This is a genomic window from Paenibacillus harenae (genome assembly GCF_030812415.1).
Lineage (GTDB): Bacteria > Bacillota > Bacilli > Paenibacillales > Paenibacillaceae > Pristimantibacillus > Pristimantibacillus harenae_A.
This window is the reverse complement of the sequence record NZ_JAUSST010000004.1, coordinates 460,225-483,343: the sequence shown is the minus strand read 5'-3', so window position 1 is coordinate 483,343 and position 23,119 is coordinate 460,225. Positions and strand designations below refer to the sequence as shown.

General features: G+C 54.0%; 24 protein-coding genes. 1 reads left to right on the top strand and 23 read right to left on the bottom strand.

Annotated features, from left to right (window positions below):
- Positions 1–33 precede the first annotated feature (33 nt).
- A complete protein-coding gene (locus J2T14_RS17090; RefSeq protein ID WP_307472610.1) occupies positions 34–429 on the top strand; it encodes a TIGR04086 family membrane protein in 396 nt (131 codons plus the stop codon).
- Positions 430–525: 96 nt separating this feature from the next.
- Here the strand turns inward: J2T14_RS17090 and yajC are convergent, their stop codons facing one another.
- The 23 genes from yajC to minD all read right to left on the bottom strand — a co-directional run bounded on the left by yajC (position 526) and on the right by minD (position 23,118).
- On the bottom strand, positions 526–846 hold the full coding sequence (gene yajC, locus J2T14_RS17085) for a preprotein translocase subunit YajC (protein ID WP_307200214.1): 321 nt from the start codon (positions 844–846) through the stop codon (positions 526–528).
- Positions 847–860: 14 nt separating this feature from the next.
- On the bottom strand, positions 861–1,994 hold the full coding sequence (tgt, locus tag J2T14_RS17080; RefSeq protein WP_307200215.1) for a tRNA guanosine(34) transglycosylase Tgt: 1,134 nt from the start codon (positions 1,992–1,994) through the stop codon (positions 861–863).
- A gap of 24 nt (positions 1,995–2,018) precedes the next feature.
- Positions 2,019–3,065 (bottom strand): tRNA preQ1(34) S-adenosylmethionine ribosyltransferase-isomerase QueA, encoded by a 1,047-nt coding sequence (queA, locus tag J2T14_RS17075; RefSeq protein WP_307200217.1) that lies wholly within the window; start codon positions 3,063–3,065, stop codon positions 2,019–2,021.
- Positions 3,066–3,075: 10 nt separating this feature from the next.
- On the bottom strand, positions 3,076–5,193 hold the full coding sequence (locus J2T14_RS17070) for a SpoIID/LytB domain-containing protein (RefSeq protein ID WP_307472608.1): 2,118 nt from the start codon (positions 5,191–5,193) through the stop codon (positions 3,076–3,078).
- A 51-nt stretch (positions 5,194–5,244) separates the two neighbouring features.
- Positions 5,245–6,246 carry a Holliday junction branch migration DNA helicase RuvB gene (gene ruvB / locus J2T14_RS17065; RefSeq protein ID WP_307472606.1) on the bottom strand — a complete coding sequence of 334 codons (1,002 nt, stop codon included), beginning with the start codon at positions 6,244–6,246 and terminating at the stop codon, positions 5,245–5,247.
- A 20-nt stretch (positions 6,247–6,266) separates the two neighbouring features.
- Entirely contained in the window at positions 6,267–6,902 is a 636-nt protein-coding gene (ruvA, locus tag J2T14_RS17060) for a Holliday junction branch migration protein RuvA (RefSeq protein ID WP_307472605.1), read from the bottom strand.
- Positions 6,899–7,402, bottom strand: coding sequence for a crossover junction endodeoxyribonuclease RuvC (ruvC, locus tag J2T14_RS17055; protein ID WP_307200225.1), 504 nt, complete (start codon positions 7,400–7,402; stop codon positions 6,899–6,901). Before ruvC ends, ruvA begins: the two co-directional genes overlap by 4 nt.
- A gap of 206 nt (positions 7,403–7,608) precedes the next feature.
- Entirely contained in the window at positions 7,609–8,241 is a 633-nt protein-coding gene (locus J2T14_RS17050) for a BofC C-terminal domain-containing protein (protein WP_307472603.1), read from the bottom strand.
- Between the two features lie 127 nt (positions 8,242–8,368).
- Positions 8,369–10,417: a LysM peptidoglycan-binding domain-containing protein gene (locus J2T14_RS17045; protein WP_307472600.1), complete on the bottom strand. Its 2,049-nt coding sequence runs from the start codon at positions 10,415–10,417 to the stop codon at positions 8,369–8,371.
- A 188-nt stretch (positions 10,418–10,605) separates the two neighbouring features.
- The gene (gene pheA / locus J2T14_RS17040) at positions 10,606–11,487 is read right to left on the bottom strand and encodes a prephenate dehydratase (RefSeq protein WP_307472598.1); all 882 of its coding nucleotides are present in this window, start codon (positions 11,485–11,487) and stop codon (positions 10,606–10,608) included.
- Positions 11,484–12,461 carry a homoserine kinase gene (gene thrB / locus J2T14_RS17035; RefSeq protein ID WP_307472596.1) on the bottom strand — a complete coding sequence of 326 codons (978 nt, stop codon included), beginning with the start codon at positions 12,459–12,461 and terminating at the stop codon, positions 11,484–11,486. The genes pheA and thrB overlap by 4 nt, the downstream gene beginning before the upstream one ends.
- A 12-nt stretch (positions 12,462–12,473) precedes the next feature.
- The gene (locus J2T14_RS17030) at positions 12,474–13,760 is read right to left on the bottom strand and encodes a homoserine dehydrogenase (protein ID WP_307472594.1); all 1,287 of its coding nucleotides are present in this window, start codon (positions 13,758–13,760) and stop codon (positions 12,474–12,476) included.
- Between the two features lie 38 nt (positions 13,761–13,798).
- Positions 13,799–14,236: an ACT domain-containing protein gene (locus J2T14_RS17025; protein ID WP_307200237.1), complete on the bottom strand. Its 438-nt coding sequence runs from the start codon at positions 14,234–14,236 to the stop codon at positions 13,799–13,801.
- 358 nt (positions 14,237–14,594) lie between these two features.
- Complete coding sequence (gene obgE, locus J2T14_RS17020) at positions 14,595–15,920, bottom strand: GTPase ObgE (protein ID WP_307472592.1); 1,326 nt, start codon at positions 15,918–15,920, stop codon at positions 14,595–14,597.
- 13 nt (positions 15,921–15,933) lie between these two features.
- Positions 15,934–16,671 carry a Spo0B domain-containing protein gene (locus J2T14_RS17015; RefSeq protein WP_307200241.1) on the bottom strand — a complete coding sequence of 246 codons (738 nt, stop codon included), beginning with the start codon at positions 16,669–16,671 and terminating at the stop codon, positions 15,934–15,936.
- A gap of 139 nt (positions 16,672–16,810) precedes the next feature.
- The gene (gene rpmA / locus J2T14_RS17010; protein WP_307200243.1) at positions 16,811–17,122 is read right to left on the bottom strand and encodes a 50S ribosomal protein L27; all 312 of its coding nucleotides are present in this window, start codon (positions 17,120–17,122) and stop codon (positions 16,811–16,813) included.
- Positions 17,123–17,177: 55 nt separating this feature from the next.
- Positions 17,178–17,513, bottom strand: a complete 336-nt coding sequence (locus J2T14_RS17005; protein WP_307472590.1) for a ribosomal-processing cysteine protease Prp — start codon at positions 17,511–17,513, stop codon at positions 17,178–17,180.
- Positions 17,514–17,526: 13 nt separating this feature from the next.
- Entirely contained in the window at positions 17,527–17,838 is a 312-nt protein-coding gene (gene rplU / locus J2T14_RS17000; protein WP_307200247.1) for a 50S ribosomal protein L21, read from the bottom strand.
- 170 nt (positions 17,839–18,008) lie between these two features.
- On the bottom strand, positions 18,009–19,208 hold the full coding sequence (locus J2T14_RS16995; RefSeq protein ID WP_307472588.1) for an Rne/Rng family ribonuclease: 1,200 nt from the start codon (positions 19,206–19,208) through the stop codon (positions 18,009–18,011).
- 35 nt (positions 19,209–19,243) lie between these two features.
- Entirely contained in the window at positions 19,244–20,125 is an 882-nt protein-coding gene (locus J2T14_RS16990; protein ID WP_307472587.1) for a M50 family metallopeptidase, read from the bottom strand.
- Positions 20,118–21,032 (bottom strand): M23 family metallopeptidase, encoded by a 915-nt coding sequence (locus J2T14_RS16985; RefSeq protein WP_307472585.1) that lies wholly within the window; start codon positions 21,030–21,032, stop codon positions 20,118–20,120. The genes J2T14_RS16990 and J2T14_RS16985 overlap by 8 nt, the downstream gene beginning before the upstream one ends.
- A gap of 138 nt (positions 21,033–21,170) precedes the next feature.
- Positions 21,171–22,319 (bottom strand): FtsW/RodA/SpoVE family cell cycle protein, encoded by a 1,149-nt coding sequence (locus J2T14_RS16980; protein ID WP_307472583.1) that lies wholly within the window; start codon positions 22,317–22,319, stop codon positions 21,171–21,173.
- 7 nt (positions 22,320–22,326) lie between these two features.
- Positions 22,327–23,118, bottom strand: coding sequence for a septum site-determining protein MinD (minD, locus tag J2T14_RS16975; RefSeq protein WP_307200255.1), 792 nt, complete (start codon positions 23,116–23,118; stop codon positions 22,327–22,329).
- Between the last annotated feature and the right edge of the window lies 1 nt (position 23,119).

The window sequence follows — 23,119 nt, the reverse complement described above, 5'->3', positions numbered from 1 at the left end:
TAGTAATACGTACGAAAAGTCGGGAGGAATCTAATGATGAATTCGCTTAAGCAAGGTCCTAAAGCTATGCTCATTTCATCACCGTTTACCGCGGGAATTGTATTTTCTATTTTGTGGCTGGCGGCGGGCGCATTGCTGTTGTCCATACTGCTCCATTTCACCAGCATGAAGGAAGCGAACCTGCCGTCAAACGCTCTTATTGTCCACGCCGTATCCGCTTTGGCGGGCGGCTTCGCGACAGGGAAGCGCACAGAGAAGAGAGGTTGGTACTACGGTGCTTTATTAGGGGTAATCTACGGCATAATCGTATTAATGATAAGCTTTTTGGCATCTGATGCATCCCTTACGCTTCGGAGCGCTCTCGTTGTGGGCGCAGCGGCGCTTGCAGGCGCATTCGGCGGGATGATCGGCGTAAATATGAGAAAATAAGCACATACTAACACGCGGCATGCATGAGCAAAAAGGGAGCTGGCCTACCAGGTCTAATTGCAACCTTGCAGGACAACTCCCTTGCGTGTATAAGCTTTATTTCTCCAAATCAACCGCTGCTGTCGGAGCTGCGCTCACGATCGTATTAACCGCGCTGCGTTCGAAAGTCATCTTCGTCGTATCGTTAACGCGAATAACGACCGTATCGTCAGCCAACTCCACTACCGTACCGTGCAATCCGCCAATCGTAGTGATTTTGTCACCCTTCTTGATCTGGTTAAGCATGGACGTGCGTTGCTTTTGTTTCTTCTGCTGCGGACGAATAAGCAAAAAATAAAATACCGCAAACATGAGAACAAACGGCCAAATCATTTGGATAATGTTTCCTCCGCCTGCTGCATCTGCTGCTAGCCACATCGTAATCCCCCCTTTCAAAACCCTTTCTCATTATCGAACAGGCCGTACCGCGTAAAGAAGTCCTCCCGGAAATCAAGCAACCGGTCTTCCGTTATCGCTTGGCGAACGTCCCTCATGAGCTGCAGTAAAAAGTGCAAATTGTGATACGTTGTCAGCCTCATGCCAAACGTCTCGTCCGCTTTCAGCAAATGCCGTATGTAAGCCCGCGAATAGTTCTTGCATGTGTAGCATGAGCAATTCGGGTCTAACGGACCAAAGTCCTCCGCGTACTGCGCATTCCGAACGACGAGTCTTCCCGTGCTTGTCATCGTTGTCCCATTCCGGGCAATACGGGTCGGCAGTACGCAGTCGAACATATCGATACCGCGAATGGACCCGTCAATCAAAGCATCCGGCGAACCAACGCCCATTAAATATCGGGGCTTGTCGGCAGGCAGGATAGGAACGGTATGTTCGAGCATATCATTCATGAGATGCTTAGGCTCGCCCACACTCAGTCCACCAATAGCATACCCCGGGAAATCCATGGAAGTCAAATCCTTAGCGCTCTGAATGCGCAAATCTTTGTACATGCCGCCTTGAACGATCGCGAACAGCGCCTGGTCATGCGGCCTTGCATGCGACTTCAAGCAACGCTCAGCCCAGCGGGTCGTCCGCTCCAGCGACTGCTTCACATAATCGTGTTCCGCCGGATATGGCGCGCACTCGTCGAATGCCATCATAATGTCCGGTCCGAGCGCATTCTGAATTTCCATTGCCACCTCCGGAGACAGGAATAGCTTATCTCCATTCAGATGGGAACGGAAATGGACGCCCTCTTCGGTAATCTTTCTCATTTCGCTCAGACTGAACACTTGAAAGCCGCCGCTGTCCGTCAGGATTGGACGATCCCAGTTCATGAACTTATGAAGCCCGCCTGCGCGCCTCACAATATCATGGCCGGGGCGAAGGAACAAATGGTACGTGTTGCTCAGAATAATCTGGGCATCCATCGACTTAAGCTCTTCCGGACTCATCGTCTTCACCGTCGCTTGCGTGCCTACCGGCATGAAGGCCGGCGTTTCAATAACGCCATGTGGCGTATGAACGCGGCCAAGACGTGCTCCGGATTGCTTGCATTGTTTAATAAATTCGTATTTGACTGCCACTGGTCATGCACCCTATTTCTATAGTTAGTAAATAAACATCGCGTCGCCAAAGCTGAAAAATCGATATTCCTCGGCAATCGCCGCTTGATACGCAGCCATAATGCGATCGCGTCCAGCCAGCGCGCTCACGAGCATGACGAGCGTCGACTTTGGCAGGTGGAAATTCGTTAATAACGCATCTACCAGCTTGAACGCGTATCCCGGGAAAATAAAAATGGATGTCCACCCCGTGCAAGCTTGTATCGGCTTGTCGCCGAAACGCTGGGCTACCGTCTCCAGCGTTCTAGAGGAGGTTGTCCCGACCGCGATAATGCGAGCCCCTTCCGCCTTAGCCTCACGGATCAGCTTCGCGTTTGTTTCGTCCAGCTCGTAATATTCGGCATGCATCTCATGATCCTCGACCTTCTCCGCCGACATCGGACGGAATGTGCCGAGTCCGACATGGAGCGTTACATAGGCAATCTTGACGCCCTTATTCTGCAACCTCTCCAGAAAAGCCTTCGTAAAGTGAAGACCTGCGGTAGGCGCGGCAGCCGATCCCTCATGCTTCGAGTAGACCGTCTGGTAACGTTCCTTCTCTTCCAGCCGCTCCTTAATATAAGGTGGCAATGGCATTTCCCCTAGACGATCCAGCAGCTCCGGGAATATGCCTTCATACTCGAACCGAATGACTCTAGCGCCCATGTCGCCTTCTTCTTCAATGCTGGCCCTCAGCAGCGGATTGCCGTTGCCGTCATCCCCGAAGGAAAGAGCCGTACCGACCTTCAGTCGCTTGGCTGGCCTCGCTAGCGTCTCCCAGCGGTCTCCTTCGAGCTGCTTCAGGAGAAGCAGCTCGACCTTAGCGCCCGTATCGCTCTTCATGCCCATAAGCCTTGCCGGCATGACTCTCGTATCGTTCAAAACAAGCACATCGCCCGCTTGGACATATTGCTCCAGGTCGGTAAAGGTGCGATGCTCAATCTCGCCTGTCCGCTTGTTAAGCGCCAGCAGCCTTGAAGCGGTACGCTCCAGCAGAGGCGTCTGAGCAATAAGCCTCTCCGGCAATTCAAAGTCGAACCAATCTACGTCCATAATGTTTCAATCATTCCTTAGCGATAGTTACATCTTTATAGTAGTATTTCAAAATATATTGATAGTCATACCCTTGCTGTGCAAGGCTGAGCGCTCCGTACTGCGACATGCCTACGCCATGGCCGTTGCCCGTACCGACGAATCGGAACGTCGGCTCCTTCGTAGCGGCTCTTAAGTGCCCATCCCCGCTTAGTATGAACAGGTTCGCTTCCTTCGCTTCTGTCACTTTGCCGCCGGCGCCGACGATATATACGGGATTGCTGTCCTCAGGTTTCGTTCTTTGCTGCGAACCCGCTCCCATCATCGCTACCTTGGCCGTTTCGTCGATTTGGAACTTGGTGCTTGGCAACGACCCCTGCACGCCTAGCGTCGCTCTTAACACATCGGGATTCGCGACTTCGAGCTTCGTTCCGTTAGCCATGATTTGCGTCGCCCTGCCGGATGGACCGCGCTCGCTAACCTCAAGCGTCCGGATCGGACCGGTTATTTTCGTCTTCACCCTCGCATTTATGACCGTCAGCAGCTCTGCGGGCTTATAAGGACCTCTAACCCAATTCATCGAGTTGGATTCGATCGTCTTCTCCAGCACCGTTACTTTCGTTCCCGAGTCAACGGTTGCGATAAGGGCTACAGCATCCTGAATAATGGGATGCTGACGTACTTTCGTGCCATTCGTGTTCACCTGCATGATCATGCTTCCCGCCGCCGTCTTCGAGCCTGTATCGTCAAGCAGATCCTCCCGGATATAACCGATCGCACCGCTTGAAAGCACGACCCGATACCAGCTATGCAAACCAGTCTCCGACGACCCGTCAGGACTCTTCACAGCTTGCAAATATGGGATCGAATTGTTCCATACTTCTGTCGCGTCCGAAGTCATGCCGCCGGCATTCGCCGAATACAACGCCTCGATCGGCTTGCCGTTATGCAATAACACTTCGCCGCGCGTCGCTTCTACGGCATCGATCGTGGATGGTCGCTCGGACCCGACGCCGTTATAGGCTTGGCTGAGCACCGTATCGACAACATGGGCAATCTGGAAGCCGAAGCCCTTATACAATCCGTAGGTGCGTGCCGTAACGGCCTGCGACTTGAGCGCTTCCGCTGGCCAAGACGAGTACATCTCGCCGCCGACCACCGAATATAAGTAATGCTCGAATGGAAGCTCGTTGACGACGGCCATAGCCCCGTTAAGCGCGCTTACCTCGAATTGTCCGCGGTAAGTACGGCTGCTTCTCTCCGTCAGCTTAATCGGATCGGCCGTTAGCGACTCCACCCATACTTTCATGTCGGCTGCCGGGAAGCCGTAAAGCTCAAGGCTGATGTCCGCTTTGCCGGTAACGGCATGATCGTTCTTAAGGAGCAAATAGGGGGCTGCCGTATCGGCCTGTTTAAGCGAGCCCGCCCCCGCAACGTCTGCCGCAGCGGTCTTAACGATCTGCAGCTCTGCGGCATCGGCAGCGGAGCCTACCATAACCGAATATGCAGCCGCCCCAGCGGCCGCTACGCGAACGGCTACATAAGCATCCAAACCCGCTGCTGCGTAGCCGTTCATTGCGGTTACGGCTGCAGCCTTGCTTGCAAGCGCCGGTGTCTCGAGTCGGAACGGACCCTGCACCATTGGCTTGAAGCCAGCCGTTAGCTTGGCCAGCTCCGCATCGCCCGCCCAACGCGTCACCGCTGCCTTAGCATCGGCAATAGCCGCATAAGTACCTTCCGCGACTTGGTAGACGATCGATCCCTTCTTCGTTAGAGAGGTCAGATAGCCAGCCCCTTTAGCCGCGATTATACGCTTGTAAGCCGCTTGTGCCGAAGCGAAATTCGACGATTCGAACACCTTCACCTTAAAGCTGTCCAGCGCGAATCTGGTTTGCGAGCCCGCTGCGGCCTTGAACCAATTCTGTATGCCGCTTGGCGTTCTCGTGCCGATCGACAGTCCACCGGCAGCCGAGAACGTGACGGCAGCCGTCGTATCGGTATATTTCTTCTCAGGCAACTGCAAATACATGGCGACCCGAATCGTATCGAGTTTAGGAACGGCTGCCTGCGCGGGTAAAGCCGCGCATAGCGATATGAACAACAGGGCGGATAACGCCGTAAGCGAGAGCCGCTTGATACTCATGGACATTGTCGTACACCTCTCCCATTGTGGTAGTGTCCTGCGTTGTTTCCCGGTTGCCTATCTGTCCGGATAAGCAATTCCTAGATGACGATATGCATGCTCTGTTGCGATCCTTCCGCGAGGCGTACGCTGCAGAAATCCGATCTGCATCAAATACGGTTCGTACACATCCTCGATCGTCTGGCTCTCTTCGCCTATCGTCGCCGCGATCGTATCTAGCCCGACTGGGCGGCCGGAGAACGTGGTCATCATCGCATGAAGCATCTTGTGGTCGATGCTGTCGAGCCCCATCGGGTCGACTTGGAGCAATTCAAGGGCCAGATTGGCAATCTCCTGCGTGATGATGCCGTCGCCGCGAACTTGCGCAAAGTCCCGCACTCTCTTCAACAAGCGATTCGCAATTCTAGGAGTCCCTCGTGAACGAAGCGCGATCTCGATCGCCGCTTCGCCAACGATGCCCGCATTCAATATATCGGAAGTACGGGATACGATGAAGGCGAGCTCGTCTACCGTATAGAACTCCAATCGGCTAACGACGCCGAACCTGTCGCGAAGCGGAGCCGATAACAAGCCTGCGCGCGTCGTCGCACCGATCAGCGTGAAGGGGGGCAAATCAAGACGCACGGAACGGGCGCTCGGTCCTTTGCCGATCATAATATCGAGGGCGAAGTCTTCCATCGCCGGATACAGCACTTCCTCGACCGTTCGGTGCAAGCGGTGAATCTCGTCAATGAACAAGACGTCGCCTTCCTGCAGATTGGTTAACAGCGCCGCAAGGTCGCCCGGCCTCTCGATGGCAGGACCGGACGTCGTCCGCAGATTAACGCCAAGCTCATTGGCGATAATATTCGAGAGCGTCGTCTTGCCAAGGCCCGGCGGCCCGTATAGCAGGACATGATCGAGTGCTTCCTTGCGCATTTTGGCAGCTTCGATATAGATCGTTAAGTTCTCTTTCACTTTCGTCTGCCCGATGTATTCGCCCAAATAGCGCGGACGAAGACTAAGCTCGGCAGCCTGGTCTTCCATCATCAGGTTAGCGGATATGATTCTATCATCCATGCAAGCATACTCTCCTTCCGTCAACCTTTGAACAATTGCTGCAACGCGCGTTTCATCAATACTTCGACGCTTTCTTCCGCCGTAACCGATTGCTCAAGCCCGCTCCAAGCGCGGTCAAGCTCCGCAGCCGTATAACCGAGTGCGATCAACGCTTCGCGCGCTTCCTGCCACGCCGTACCCGCGCCTTGCTTCGAGCCGCCGCCTGGCAACATATCGGCCGACAGTCCTGCAGCCGCAAACAACCCCGTATCGAAACCCGAGCTTGCAAGCTTGTCCTTCAAGTCCAATATAATACGTTGCGCGGTCTTCTTGCCGATGCCCGGAAGCTTCGTCAAGAAAGCGATATTCTCGTTATGTACAGCCGCCACGATCGCATCCGGCTTGCCGGCCGACAGAATGCCCAGCGCAACCCGCGGACCGATGCCCGATACTTCAAGCAGCTTGCGGAAAAGCGTCTGCTCCTCCCTCGTCTCGAACCCGAACAGCAGAATCGCATCCTCGCGGACATGATGATGGATATAGACCGTAATCGGTTCTTCCTTCTTCGCGAAAGCATACGGGTTAGGCGTAAATACGCGGTAGCCTGTATCTCGTACGTCCATGACGATGTACTCGGTATCCATATGTACGACAAGTCCTCTTAAAAAATCGATCACGAACGGTTCACCTCGTTTATTTTCTGTGTAAGCACAGCCGAATGGGCATGACAAATCGCTATGGCGAGCGCATCGGCCACATCGTCCGGCTTCGGAATGGCGGACAGCTTCAAGAACATTTTGACCATTTCCTGAACCTGGCGCTTCTCCGCCTTGCCATAGCCTACGACTGCTTGCTTCACCTGCAACGGCGTATACTCGGCTACCGGCAGCTTGCGCTGCGCAGCGGCGAGAATAATAACGCCTCTTGCTTGTCCGACGGCAAATGCGGTCGTTACGTTGCGATTAAAGAAGAGCTTCTCTACCGCAACGGAATCCGGCTTGTATTTATCCATGAGCGCGCCTGCGGATTCATAGATTTGGAGCAGCCGCTCCTCGGGAGGCGTCTGCGCCTCGGTCTGAATGCAGCCATATTGTACAGGGGTCAGCTTATGTCCCGTCTTATCGATAAATCCAAATCCCGCTATCGCAATACCGGGGTCAATTCCTAGTACTCGCAACCCGCCAACTCCTCAGTGAATGCTAATCATCCATCCATTATAGCAAAAGTTGCCGAGAATGAGAACGCGCGTTTGATATTTCGGGCCTTTCGGGCCTAAAGCCTCTCGTACAGTCTCGGTTCGTACGTGCTGACTCGCCGTCCAAATCCAATAAAAAGAGCGACCTGATCATTCAGGCCGCTCTCTTACGATTATAGGGGGAAAGGTTAATACGTTGGTTTCATCACTTTCTCGTTATCCGACCGCGCAAAATCGCTGTACGTCGATAATACGCTGTTATACTCGTCGATATCGCTGATCCGAATGCCTCTTGTCAGCTGATCCAGCTTGTCCTGCGGCAAGCTGCTCTCCATGTAACGGACGTCGAGTTGAAAAAAAGTGCGTACGACTTTTTCCTTCTTCGGCTCACCGTCGTACAAAGTTAGATTGCCGTCTTTGTCGATTCCGATATAAGCATGGTTCTTGCAGTAATCAGACAAGTCGTCAACGTGGTGCTCGATCAGTAGACTGCTGTTGCTCTGATCGAAAGCAGCCGCTTCCCATTCAGGATGGGAAGCGAGCAGTTGTACAAGCTGCTTGGAATCGATGCGGCCCAGCGGCATGGTCTCTTCTCCGCATACGTACAGCCGGTGAATGTTGACCGTGACCGGACCTTCCTGGCTGCGTAGCGCTTGGATGACTGTCGCACGGTTATCTTGCACGGAGTAGGCCGCGTAAGCCTGTTGCGGAATCGATATAGCGATCATCAGCAGAGGCAGAAGGCCTCCTAACATCCATAACGGCCTTCGTTTGCGGCGCAAACGTCGTCTAAGCTGCTTCCAAAGGCTGAATTCCATCATAAGGAAGACCCCTTCATTCTATTTTTGCTGTTAGTGTGCGCCTCCGCTTCCTAATTATTCAATAAGCGCCAAAAAAGATGAGCAGGCCGGAGATCATCTCCCGCCTGCCCACCGTCACGCTATCGTATTATCGATTAATCCATGGGCGGCTGAACCCGCTTTTCGGTTTGCTTGAACGAGCGGAGATGGTGCGAATCACTGCCTTCTTGGCAGACTTTTTCGCAATAACTGGCTTGCTTCCGCTCGGTGTGTCGATTATTTCAGATACGTTTGCACCCGCTTGCTGCTCGCGTTCTCCGCCGCAGCCGCAATCGTTGCCCGGTCCTGTACCGGCTCCGGCTGTTTGCGGCCATGCGGGATATGGCGAATAATAGCCATTGCCGCCGGCAAACGGAGACACGGTGCCGTAACCGTAGTCCGGCTGCTGCATGGAGGCAGGCGATGCCGCGCCATGGCCATAGTAGCCATACTCGGGCTGCATAGACGCTGGCGACACTCCCCCTTGACCATAGTAGCCATGCTCAGGCTGTATGGATGCCGGCGATACCATGCCTTGACCATAGTAGCCATGCTCAGGCTGTACGGCTGCCGGCGATACCATGCCTTGACCATAGTGGCCATACTCGGGTTGAGCGGAAGCTGGAGAAACCGCACCTTGACCATAATAGCCATATTCGGGCTGTACGGACGCCGGCGATACCATACCATGGCCATAGTGGCCATACTCCGGCATTGTGCTCGCGCCAGCCACCAACGGACCGTTATTTTCGCCAAGCCCTTGAGCGAAAGGACTAACCATTGGCGCACCATATCCCCAGCCCGGACCTTCGCTTAGCGGAGATACGTGAGGCATCCCGTAACCTCCCGTCGACATAACCATTCCCGGCGGGCAATCCTCAACGTTTGCAGCATAAATGACATTCGCAGCGTTCGCTGCATGGGCCGTATTCGCGGCATGAGTGAATGGCGATACATTGGCCGCGTTGGCGAAAGGAGCTATGTTTGCTGCGTTCGACATAGGCGATATGTTCGCTGCATTACCCATAGGCGATACGTTCGCCGCATTACCCATTGGCGATACGTTCGCTGCATTACCCATTGGCGATACGTTCGCTGCATTACCCATTGGCGATACGTTCGCTGCATTACCCATAGGCGATACATTCGCCGCATTGGCCCCAAGGGCATTGTTCATGGCATTCATGGCAATGGCGGCATTCTCGGCAGCCGGACTCGCCATTGGGCTGAACGGCGCCTGCTGCTGCCAATTGCCATAACCCGTTCCCGTGTGAGCAGGAAGCGTCATCGGCTGGCCGTAACCATATCCATAGCCGCTGTTGTAAGGCTGTTGCATAGCCGGCGATACGGCTTCAGGCGCTTTCGGCAAGTCGTACAACGACATCGCTTCCGTTGCAGGAATACCGTATTGCTTGAACAGATCGACATTCGGTTGGTATTCCGAATGGATTGGCGACGATTTTTTCTCGACCGGCTTCTCGATCGGAAGCGTCTTCTCGGCCGCTGCCTTCGTCTTCTCGGCAGGCTTGGTTTTCTCGGCCGGCTTCGTCTTCTCCGGCGCTGGCTTCACGGCTGCCGGCGGAGGAGCAGGCAACGGCGCCGGCGGCGTCGGTGCGACGATTGGGGCAGTCGGCGTCTTCGCAGCGGCAGGAGCAGTAGGCGTCTTGCCGGGAGCCGTCGTAGCCGGACCTGTTGGCGTCTTCCCAATGATAGGTGCAGTAGACAGCTTGCCGACCCAGCCTTGGACGTTCTGCATAAGCGACTTCGGGTTGCCGGCGCTTTGCGCAACGGTCGTTCCCGGAAGTCCCGTCACATCCGGCGGCGCCTGGTTCACCTTAGGAATGTTGACGATTTCGCCAGTCAGGAGCACGTTCGGATTCTTCAGTTGCGAATTCGCTTTGATCATATCCGCAAGCGGCACTCCCCAAGACTTGGACAGCTTCCAAAGCGTATCGCCTTGCTTCACGACATGCTGATGCATAATTTCCATTCCGCCGCTGCCCGGCTGTCCGGATGGAATCTTCACCTTCATGCCGATCTCGATTGCATCCGGATTCGTAATCCCCGGATTCAGCTTCAAAACTTCTTCCAGCGACACATTATACTTTTGGCCGATTAAGTATAACGACTCGCCTTTTTTTACGATATGAATTTTCACGCGCCAATAACCTCCTGTCACGTTCTGAATAACGAGGCACGGCTAATGCCTGCTATCGATCCTTACATCCTATGCAGAATATGGGCAGGTGTCTCCTCTTTCACAAAAAAAATAGTGAAGCTCGGCCGCTTTTTTGTCATAAGGGCTTGGCTTCACTACTATACGTCCGCCGGTGCGGACGCTCTAACCTATTTCGTTGCCGCTAACTGCTCATAAGTAAAGCTTGGGTAGCTCCCCAATATGCGAACCTGACAGCCGAGCGCTTCGATCTCTTCCAAGGCGGAAGGAAGAAGCACGGACTCAAGCGACATATCGATATCGATAAAAAAGTAATAGTTCCCGAGCTTCTTCTTCGTCGGACGCGACTCGATGCGCGTCAGGTTGATTTTGCGCCATGCGAACGCGGCCAGCACCTGATGCAGCGCGCCCGGAAAGTCTTCCGGAAGCGTAATAAGAATGCTTGTTTTCACCGTGTCGGATTGACGCTCCGCGTACGCCTCTGGACCAACGAGCAGAAAGCGCGTGTAGTTGTTGTCGTGATCCGTCACGCCGCTGGCCAGAACATCGAGCCCGTTGTTCGACGCGGCCGTCGTCGTGCCGATCGCCACGATGCCTTGTCCGGGATTATCGCGAACGATTCGTACGGCTTCCGCCGTGCTGCTCACATGCTCCGTGGCCGCCTGCGGCATCTTGCTGCGAAGGAACTGCAAGCATTGCGCCATTGCCACGGGATGGCTAATGACCTTCTGGATGCGGGTGAAGTCGAGCTCTCCGTCTTCGCCAATCAGCTCGTTATTCCTGCCGATCAAGTTCTGGATGGACGGATAGACCCACTCCGCGCGAATCGGCAAGTCTACCTCATGCACGAGCCAATCCATATGCAGGCTGACCGAGCCTTCGATCGTATTCTCGATCGGAATGACGCTATAGTTGCTGACGCCATTCACCGTGGACAGGAAAACGTCGGAAATGAGCCGATGATGATCCCAGGTTACGTTTTCCGTTCCGATAAAATGTTTCGCCGCTTCGTCCGATACCGAGCCTGCGGGTAATAGTGCGATTGTCTTCATACCTTGACTTCTCCTTTAATCCGATCCGGCAGCGGCATAGGGGCAGTCGCCGATATGTCCTCTACCGTTATTTGCGGGCCGTCCGCACATGGCGCAAGCCAGAGCGTCTCCGCTTCGATGCCCTCCTGCTTCAGCGTATCGAGCAGAAACTGCTCGATTGCCCCCTTATCCGGGCAATCGGTCGCTACGAACGCGATCAGCGTCGGTCCCGCTCCGCTGAGCGCCGCGCCCAGCGCGCCATAGTCGGCGGCGCGCTCCAGTATGGTCGTCATGCCGGGGATAAGCGCTGCACGGTAAGGCTGGTGCAGCCGATCCTTCATCGCATGACGGATCAGTCCGAGCTCGCCGCTGGCCAGCGCCGCGACGAGCAGCGAGCTGCGGCCGACGTTGAACACCGCGTCGGCCATGCTGATCTGCGAAGGCAGCGCATGCCGCGCCTTCTCCGTCGAGAGCTGGAACGCCGGAATCGCAACGAGCGTCTCCAGCTTCTCGTTCGGGGCCAGCCGTACGAAATCCGCGCGCTGGCCGTCCCATGCCGACACGACGATGCCTCCGAACAGCGAGGCGCCGACGTTGTCGGGATGCCCTTCAAGCGCTGTCGCCATCTGGAACAGCTTGTCGTCCGTCAGCGGACTGCCGATTAGCGCATTCGCCGCCGCAAGCGCGCCGACAATCGCCGATGCGCTGCTGCCGAGACCGCGCGTAAGCGGGATGTCGCTGTACATCCCGATCGACAATTCAGGTATGGATACGTCCGCCTCACTGAACACGAGCTGGGCGACTTTATAGATTAAGTTCGTTTTGTCCCGGGGCAAGCCCTGCATCTGGTCGCCATAGAAATGAAATTCCGTTCGATCGGAGACGCTCATCTCGATCCATGCATACAATGAGAGGGCCATGCCCAGCGTATCGAAGCCGGGACCAAGGTTAGCCGTGCTGGCCGGCACCTTTACGATAACTCGACGATTGTTCATGATGCTTTCCCCTTATCCTTCGACGCGGTATACGCTCTTCACTTTGTGTACGACGTCGAGCGATTCGAAGCTCGCAAGCACCTTCTGAATAGCCGCTTTGTTCGCATCATGCGTAATGACAATGATTTCCGCTTGGGCAATGCTCGGGTTCGGCTGTTGCAGCACCGACTCCAGGCTGACTTCGAAGTCCGCGAATACTTGCGTAATGCGCGCCAACACGCCAGCGCGGTCAGCCACTTGCAACAGCAAGAAGTATTTCGACGAGATTTGTTCATCGGTCTTCAGCTTCTTCTCCTTGTAGGCAACGCCGCTTTGCTTGCCGTTAACGCCAAGCTTAATATTTTTCACGACTGCCACAAGATCGGCAACGATCGACGTGGCAGTCGGCAGCTCGCCTGCTCCCGCTCCGTAGAACATCGTCTCGCCTACCGCTTCCCCATGCACGTACACGGCATTGAATACGCCGTTAACCGACGCGATCGGATGCGATTGCTTCACCATCGTAGGCTGAACGCTGACGCTGATCAGATCGTCCTGGCGCTCCGCGATACCGAGCAGCTTCACTTCATAGCCAAGACGTTTCGCGTAAGTGATATCTTCCTTCGTAACCGAAGAGATGCCTTGGGCCGATACATCCTCCAGCGCTACGTTCGCATGGAAACCAAGCGTTGCGAGAATCGTCATTTTGCGGGCCGCGTCGAGCCCTTCGACGTCGGATGTCGGATCAGACTCCGCATAACCGAGGTCTTGGGCTTCCTTCAGAACGTCGGCGTACGATGCGCCTTCTTGGCTCATCTTCGTCAGGATATAGTTCGTAGTTCCGTTCACGATGCCCATGATCTTCGTAATGCGGTCCGAAGAGAAACCTTCTACAAGCGTCCGAAGAATCGGAATGCCGCCCGCTACCGAGGCTTCATACAGGATGTCGCATTGGTGACGCTTCGCCTTCTCCAGAATTTCCGTTCCGTGCATCGCCATCAAGTCTTTGTTGGCCGTTACGACATGCTTGCCGCGCTCCAGAGCCTCTAGGATGTATTCCTTCGTTTGCGCAACGCCGCCCATCACCTCAACGATGACGTCGATTTCCGGATGACGAATAATTTCCCATGGATCCTCCGTCATCTTGTCGGCATCGATCGGGATGCTGCGCGATTTGTTTTTGTTCTGAACGAGCACTTTCTCAATAACAATCGGAGAGCCGACTTGGCTTTGCAGATCGTCCTGATGCCCTTCCACGATACGGACAACGCCCGTTCCTACCGTTCCTAATCCCAATAAACCTACCTTAATCGGCTTCATATAATACCCTCCAATATGTGTCAAGCTGCTGCTTGCTGTTAGCCTTGCCCGATAACCGATGCTTTTCGAACGCCCGCCTGATTGCGGAGCGTCTCGACAAGCGACGACAGTTCCCCGGAAAGCTGCGAGATATCGACCGAAATGACGACGTTGGCGAACCCTTGCAGCGGAATGCTCTGATTCATCGTAAGCACATTGCCTTCCAAGCCGGCGACGAGGCCGAGCACCGTGGACAACACGCCGGAGCGATGCTCCAGATCCATCGATATCGTTGCAATGCGCTCACGTTCGAGCTGGTTGAGCGCGTAGACGCCGTCTTTATACTTATAAAAGGCGCTGCGGCTAAGCCCGACTCGCTCCACGGCCTCATGCACGGTTAGTGAATCGCCGCGCGCGAGCATCTCTTTCACTTGTATCGTCTTTATGATCGCTTCCGGTAAAATGTCCTCTCGAACGACATAATAGCGCTCTGTCACTATACGTCCTCCTCAAAAAGACAATTGTTCTCCTATAGTGGACATTATATCGGATTACCGCGCTCGGGGCAATAGTTAAATCGCGGGGAGAATATGCAGTTCAAAACACGATTTATGCAATAATTGACGAATAATTTGATTTTGAGACGTAACGAATCGGATTTAGCGATTATTTGGAAAAGGGACAATTTAGTTCGTCGAAATGGCGTTACAGGGAACGAATTAGCAGGGTAGGGCGAAATAGTTTGACGAAATACATATACCGTAAAATGCCTCTATGTGAAGCATTCAAATATACACCGATCATATATCGATAAAAAAAGACGGCTTTCGCCGTCTCTCTTTCTAATCATTGCTATTACCGGCTCGGATCGTAATCGTTGCCCTCGAAGAACTCGAAAGCGAAGTCGCCGATTCTTACCATATCGCCGTCCTTGGCGCCTTGCTTACGGAGAGCCGCATCGACGCCCATCTTCCGCATCACGCGGGCGAAGCGCATTACGGCGTCGTAAGAGTTCAGGTTCGTACGCTTCATGAAGCGCTCGATGCCTTCGCTGACGACGACGAACACCTCGTCCTCCTTGTGGATCGTGAACGTCGTCTCCTCGCGCTTCTCGTACGTATATACTTTACGCTCATCGATATCCTTGACTTCTTCGATCGGAGCTTGCTCGACGACCGTATCAAGCACGTCAGCCGCCTTATAGAGGAGCTCCTGAATGCCTTGCTTCGTCAAAGAGGATATCGGCATGATCTCATACGACCGCTCGCCGCGCATCTCGTCAAGCTGCTGCTTGAACAGCTCAAGATTGTCAGCCGACTCCGGCATGTCCATCTTATTGGCCGCGATGATTTGCGGACGATCCGCAAGCTTCTCGTTGTATAGCGAGAGCTCGGCGTTGATCTTCACCCAATCGTCGAACGGATCTCGTCCTTCGGACGCCGACATATCGATGACGTGAATAATGACCCTCGTACGCTCGACATGGCGCAGGAACTCGTGTCCAAGGCCGACGCCTTCATGCGCCCCTTCGATCAATCCCGGCAAGTCGGCCATGACGAAGCTGCGTCCGTCCCCGACATCGACAACGCCGAGATTCGGCGTAATCGTCGTGAAGTGGTAAGCGCCAATCTTCGGCTTAGCTCCGGACACGACGGACAGGAGCGTAGACTTGCCTACGCTGGGGAAGCCGACAAGTCCGATATCCGCCATCACTTTCAGCTCCAGCACGACCCAGCGCTCCTGCCCTTCCTCCCCGTTCTCCGAAATGTAAGGAGCCGGATTGTTGGCCGTCGCGAACCGGATATTGCCGCGTCCTCCGCGTCCGCCCTTCGCAATGACGATCTTCTGGCCATGACGGGTCATATCGGCGATCACTTCCTGCGTATCATCGTCGATGATCACCGTTCCCGGCGGGATGCGGACGATCGTGTCCTCGGCGCCCGCGCCGTGCATGCTCTTCACTTTGCCGCGCTCGCCGCGCTGCGCTTTAAAGTGCTTCTGATAGCGGAAGTCCATGAGCGTACGAAGTCCCTCGTCCACTTGGAAGACCAGGTCGCCGCCGCGGCCTCCGTCCCCGCCGGCAGGACCTCCGTTCTCAACGTATTTCTCGCGGCGGAACGAAATGATGCCGTCGCCGCCGTCGCCGCCTTTTACAAATATTTTCGCTTTATCGACAAACATGGTGTACCCCCGTTTAAGCGCGCAATTCCGCCTTCAGCAGCACCTTGGAATAAGGCTGCTCGAAGTTGATCGGCTGCATAGGCGCGCCCTCCAACTGCCGCTGTATTTTTTGCTTCCATTGCTGCTCGTTTATAAGCTCGCCCTCATAATAAAATGCCGCATATAGCGCTTCGCTATCCTTCGACAGCTCCACGCGAAGCGACGCAACAGCTCCATGCCCAGGCTTCGTTGCAAACCGATAAGCATTGATTGTATGTATAAGAGTGTCGGCAATCTTGTCGCAGTCGCCCGCGAATTCATTCAAACGAATATCGCCATGAATGACGACTTCAAGCTCGAGTGCATTCGTCATCGTCCGAAACGATTGGATGAAGCTGACCAGCGAAGGACTGCCTAGCCTTCCGATGCTGCTCTCGTTGCCCATCTTCTCTCTTATTTTCTCCATATAATCGACCGTTTTATCCAGCTTCTTAAGCCGAATATAACCATACAAGACCTGCAAATCATTCATCCAATCATGACGATGATGATTGAGCGTCCGAATGGCCGATGCTTGCAAGGATTGAATCGTTCTTTCGCTGCGTTCCTCGTATTCCTTCCGTTCGAACCGAATCCAGAAACCGGCCGCAGCAATAATCCAAAGAAGAAACACAGCAGTTAACCACACTTTAGAAGGCCAAATAAGCACAGCAGCGCAAGGCAGCAATACGGATGCCGCTGCATAATACTTGGGCGTTGTTAAGCGTTCCATTTGATTAAACCCACTTTCACGCGTGTTTCCTAGCTTATCCAGTATACCATGCATGAGGACTCGCGGTCACTTCCCGACACAAAAAAAAGCCCGGCCTAGCGCGATGCAGGCCGGGGCTTGTTGCAAATAACACAAAAATTTAAGCTTCTACTGCTGCGGCTACCGGAGCCAGATCAACCGGGTATACGCTCACTTTTTTGCGGTCGCGTCCCCAACGTTCGAACTTCACTACGCCTTCAACCTTAGCGTAAAGAGTGTCGTCCTTGCCGATGCCTACGTTCGTTCCTGGGTGGATCTTCGTTCCGCGTTGACGGAACAAAATGCTTCCTGCCGATACGAGTTGACCGTCAGCACGTTTAGCGCCAAGACGCTTCGACTGCGAGTCACGACCGTTCTTCGTGGAGCCTACACCTTTCTTCGAAGCGAATAGCTGAAGATTCAGTTTCAACATAGTAATTTCCCTCCTTGTTTAAGGAATTTAATGATCGAATTCGTCCGCGCGCCCGCTATACAAGCGACTCGCGCATGACGACATGTTTGCCGTATGATTTGGAAATCGTCTCGAGCATAACAGCCATCGATTCAAGCAGAAGCTGCATTCTTCCGTCGGCTTCGGCGTCCTGGAGCACCGGAATATCCGATGACAGCCAGCCGTCCTTCATCCGCGCGGGAAGCTCTATGCCTGCTAATGTTTCAATCGAATTGACTGTACCGACCGTAACGGCCGATACGCCAGCGCACACGATATCTTTACCGAGCTTCGCATACTTAGCATGTCCGACGACTGCGAAGGATACGATGCGCCTGTCAGCGGCTCGCCTAACAAAAGTAATGTCAATCATCGCGAAATCCCTCTTACGCTTGGATTTTCTCGATTGTTACTTTTGTGTACGGTTGACGATGACCTTGCTTGCGGCGGTAGTTCTTCTTGGCTTTGTATTTGTAAACGATGATTTTTTGGCCTCTGCCTTGTTTCTCGACTTTAGCGGAAACCGTCGCACCGGAAACAACCGGAGTTCCAGTCACAAGACCTTCACCTTTGGATACGGCCAAAACACGGTCAAATGTTACGTTCTCGCCTGCGTTAACGTCCAGTTTCTCGATGTAGATCACATCGCCCTCTTGGACTTTGTATTGCTTGCCACCAGTTTCAATAATTGCGAACATAGTTAGTGCACCTCCTTATTTTCGAAGACTCGCCTAATCCAGGTGGCTTGCGACGAATGCTATGCCGCATGCGCTTGCGTACCCGATCGGAGCGGTATCTATATGCCTGAAACACGTATGTGTCAGACATACACCAAAACAGTTTATCATATAATATGGCCTAGATCAACCTATTCTCTTATATTGGCATAAGAATTCTCTCGTGCCTTCTTGCGCGTCAGCTCTACAAGACCTAGCCTTGTCCAACCTACGACCGTACACTTCGTATGGTCGGGACGTATGCCCTCCGTAAGTTGATGTAGAACCCGCTCCCGGTTATGCTCCAGCTCCATATCGATAAAATCGATAATAACGATGCCGCCTACGTCTCTCACTCTCAGCAATCTGGCAATCTCGGCCGCCGCCTCCATGTTCGTCTGGAAGACGGTATCTTCCAGACCCGATGTCCCGATGAACTTTCCCGTATTGACGTCGATTACCGTAAGCGCCTCGGTCTTGTCCCATACGAGATAACCGCCGCTCGGCAACGATATTTTCCTCTCGAACGCGGAATCGATCTGCTCGCCGACCCGATAGGCGTCGAATAACGCTTTGGACGCAGGCAGCTTGTACAGACGAAGCCGCTCGCTTAATGACGGCGCCATCTCCTTCAGCAGAGCAACGGCCTCGGCATGCGTAGCGGCGTCATCGATCCATACCTCGTCGATATCCGGCTTCATATTGTCCCGTATGACGCGCCGCAGCAACCCCGCTTCATAATGGAGCACCGCTGGCGCTTTCGAATGCACGCCCTTAACCGCGATAGCCCCCCACAGCTCGCGCTGCTCGGATACATCGGCCTCAATGGATCGCTCGTTCTCGCCTTCCGCCGCGGTGCGGATAATGAAGCCTTCCTCGTTTTTGCGCAGCCGCTCGCCAATATCGCGCAGCCGTATTCGCTCCTGCTCGCTTGCGATTTTCTTCGATACGCCGATATAATCGGCGATCGGCATATAGACAAGCCAGCGGCCCGGCAATGAGAAATGGGTCGTCACTCTTGCCCCTTTGCCGCCGAGCGGCTCTTTCATCACTTGTACGATCAGCTCTTGTCCCGCTTTCACAATATCCTGTATCGACGGCTTATGCTCGGGCTGCTTCTCCAGATGGGGATGCAGCAGGTCATCGATATACAGAAAGGCGTTTTTACCGATTCCTATATCAACGAAGGCCGCTTGCATGCCCGGCAATACGTTGACGACACGGCCCTTGTATATGTTTCCTACCAATCCGCTTCCTTTGGCGCGCTCCACGAAATAGTCGAAAAGCCGGCCGTCGTGCAGCACGGCGGTTTGCAGCATTTCGCCGCTCGCATGCATGATCATTTGCTTCATTCCGGGCATCACCATCCTGTCGCTTTTCGTTTATTTTACCTGAAAAGCTCCAATACTGCACGATTTGGATTATTTTCCGATAAACAACCTTCGACAATGGTTTGCTCGGGCAATACCTTCACCTGCTTGCCATGCGGCTCTACCATGTATATCAAATGGTATCTTTCCCTCCGGAATAAGCGCGCGACCGAAAGAATCGATTGCCCGCCGCTCACGATGAGCGGACTCGCCTGCTCGCCTCTCGTTAGAGCGCGGGTAGCCGTACGGCCGCGATGCATAAGAAACCGATAGAAAAGAAACGGACGATTGCGAGCGTACGTCCAATTGGTCATAAACAAAAATAAGCCCACGACGAGCAAGTTCAGTTGAAGGCCGTTCTTATAAACCAGCCAAGGCAACAACGAACCGACGATCATGCAGGCGCTGAACAATAGGCTGATGCGCGCTGACCAAATGAGCATGGAATAGTAATTCATCATATAGCTGAGCGCGGCCTGCATCAGCTTGCCTCCGTCCAGCGGGTGAATCGGCAGCAAATTGAACATGCCGATCATCAGGTTCGCCTTCCATACATAAGCCGCCCAGTCCGCATCCCATAGACCTAGCTGCCCGAAGCCCCAGGCGGCTAGTCCCATCCAAAGATTTTGCAAAGGTCCGGCAATGGCGACCATCGCTTCCTCGGCCGCGGATACGCCCCCGGCTTCCTCGACCTCCACGACCCCTCCGAACGGCAGCAGCTTCACTTCGCGAATCGTCCAGCCGAAGCTGCGGGCCATCAGCACATGACCCATCTCATGAACGATCACTAACAAAAACAGCGTTAACAGCTCGGCGATATATCCTGTAAATACCGAGGCGAGCATAATCATGATGAATAACGGGTGGACCGACCAGACGATCCCTTTCCATTTAATCAAACGGAATCACGTCCAGCGGATCGACATACTCATCGTTCTCCATTACGGCAAAATAGAGCAGGCTCGGCTCCGTGCCGTTCGACTTCAGCAGCTTGCCGATCGGGTCGCCCGCCTCCACCCAATCATCCGCCTTGACTGTCGTCTCTCCCAGCTTCCCGTACACGCTTACGCGTTTGTTCGCGTGCTGAATAACGATCGACGCTCCTTTGTCGTCCCCGTCCGTCAGCAAGATAACCTGCCCGGTCTCGACGGCTACGACCGTCTCCTCCGATGCGCCAGCCAGCTCAACGCCGTTCAGCAGCTCGGCGAACGTACGGACGAGCGCGCCGTCCTGCAGCGGCGCAACGACGGGCAGCCTGACCATTCCGTCGGCGCCGATCGCCTCATCCGGATTGTCCTCGAAAATCGGGATGAACGACGGCGCCCCGGCGAACGTCTCCTTGTACCATGCGGCTGCTGCCGCGAAATCAATCTCCTCGGTCAGCGCGTTTTTCACGATCGCCTGTCCCTGCAGCGACCATTCCGAGTCGTTATTAAACATCGCCCATACGCCTCCGAATAGTAGCACGGCAATTGCGACCTTCCACATGAACTCGCGGCGGAACGGGTTCTTTCTTGGCGATTTCGCATGCCTTGTTGGGTCATAGGAGCTCTTGATGAATGTTTTATGCTCGCCGAACCGGGCATCCTCGCGCCAGCTTGCCCAAGGATTCGGATTCGTCTTCCAGGCGACTTCCGGATCAAGCTCGTCCGCTCTTTCACGATCGATCGGTTCGTAGTAGAGTGGCGAATCGGTCGGGCCTCCGCCGTAGAACGGCACCTCGTTCTCCTGGCCAACCGGCTGTTGCTCCAGAAGCTGCTTTATTTTTTGCTGCCGACGCAGCTTAACGCTATCCTTCGTATTCATCTTGTTCTTCCTCCCCTGTCCTAGAGAGCTTGTATCACTTAGTTCATCCTATGAACGGGAGCAGACAAGTATGCGGAAGGGCATGCAAAAAAACCGTTCACGCTTCGGCGTGAACGGTTTGATTCCGTGGCTGGCGGACTAGTCCGCCAGCTCGTATACCTCTTGATGAGACTTGATGCTAAGCACAAGCCCGATGGACAGCATGTTAAGCAGAAGCGACGTGCCGCCATAGCTGATGAATGGAAGCGTAATGCCGGTAATCGGCATAAGACCGATCATCATCCCGATGTTCTGGAACACCTGGAACACGTACATCGACACGATGCCGATCACGATAAACGATGCCTTCATATCATAGCATTTGAAAGCGACTATGATCATTCGGTAAATAAGCAGGAAATAAAGAAGCAGCAAGATCGCCGCACCCTGGAAGCCGAATTCCTCGCCGATGACGACGAAGATCGAGTCGGAATACGGATAAGGAACGAAGCCGCCGTTCTTCATGTCTCCGTTCAAGTACCCATCGCCGCTCATACCGCCCGAACCGATCGCGATCTTCGCATTCAGCGACTGATGCTTCGCGTCGGAGCTCGCCTCGTCCGGGTTAATGAACGTATTGATACGTTCATACCAGTGCGTCAGGTCCTGATCCTTCATAAATTCCTTAATCTCGTTATTGAACATCGTGAACAGGCTGACGAACAACACGATGCCGGCTACGACAGTACCCAGACCAATCAACACATGCGTATATTTCACGTTGCCGATCCACAGCATACCGAGGACGATAACCAGATATATAATCGCATTGCCGAGATCCGGCTGGATCATAACGAGCATGAAGGGCAACGCCGCGAAAGCGCCGATCGGCAGCAAGTCCCTCATGAGAGTCAGCTTGTCGCCTTGCCGTCGTCCCATTAGATAGGCAATGCCGATGACGAGTATAATCTTCACGATTTCCGCAGGCTGGAACGTCAAGGATTCCGTGATCTTGAACCAGCCCCGAGCTCCGTTAATCTTCGCTCCAAAAAAGTAAACGAGAATAAGAAGCGACACGCCTATGCCATATAATACATGCCAGCTTTTGAGCACAATCCGGTAATCGAACAATGAGGCTGCTATCGCTACAAAAAAACCGAGGCCATAAAAAATAATTTGTTTCGTATCCGAGCTCGCGTATCTCGGATCATTGATCGTCGCGCTATGGAGGACCACGGAGCTAATGATCATGAACAAAAGCAGTATGCCTAATATTCCCCAGTCAAGCTTCTTTAATTTGTTAAGCACGGGGCAATCATCCTATTCCAAGAAACTTGCGGAAACGCTTGAACGCGCCTGCCTTCTCATCGAGCAGCATAAGCGGCACCATATCTCCCAGAATGCGACGCGCGATATTGCGGTAAGCGATAGCTGCGCGCGAAGCCGGATTCATAACGGTCGGCTCGCCGCTGTTCGCCGCGGAGATCACTTTCTCATCGTCCGGGACGATGCCTACCAAATCGATGGCAAGCACCTGGCAAATCTCGTCTATATCAAGCATTTCCCCGGTTTTCATCATATTTTGGCGAATACGGTTAATTACGAGCTTCGCTGGAATTTTCGTTTGTTCCAGCAATCCGATGACACGATCGGCGTCGCGTACGGCCGCATTTTCCGGTGTCGTGACGACGATAGCCCGATCCGCTCCCGCGATCGCGTTGCGAAAGCCTTGCTCGATGCCCGCCGGGCAGTCGATAATGACATAATCGTGATCCTTCTTCAATTCCAATACGATATCGCGCACTTGCTCCGGCGTGACGGAGTCTTTATCCTTCGTCTGAGCGGCAGGAAGCATGTACAGCTCGTCGAAACGCTTGTCCTTCACGAGTGCTTGGCTCAGCCTGCAGCGCCCCTCCGCTACGTCTACCAAATCATATATAATACGGTTTTCGAGCCCCATCACGACATCCAAATTACGAAGCCCGATATCCGTGTCGACCATGCATACTTTTTTACCAAGCAACGCCAGCGCCGTACCTACATTTGCGGATGTCGTCGTCTTGCCGACGCCGCCCTTGCCCGATGTTACAACAATTGCTTCTCCCATG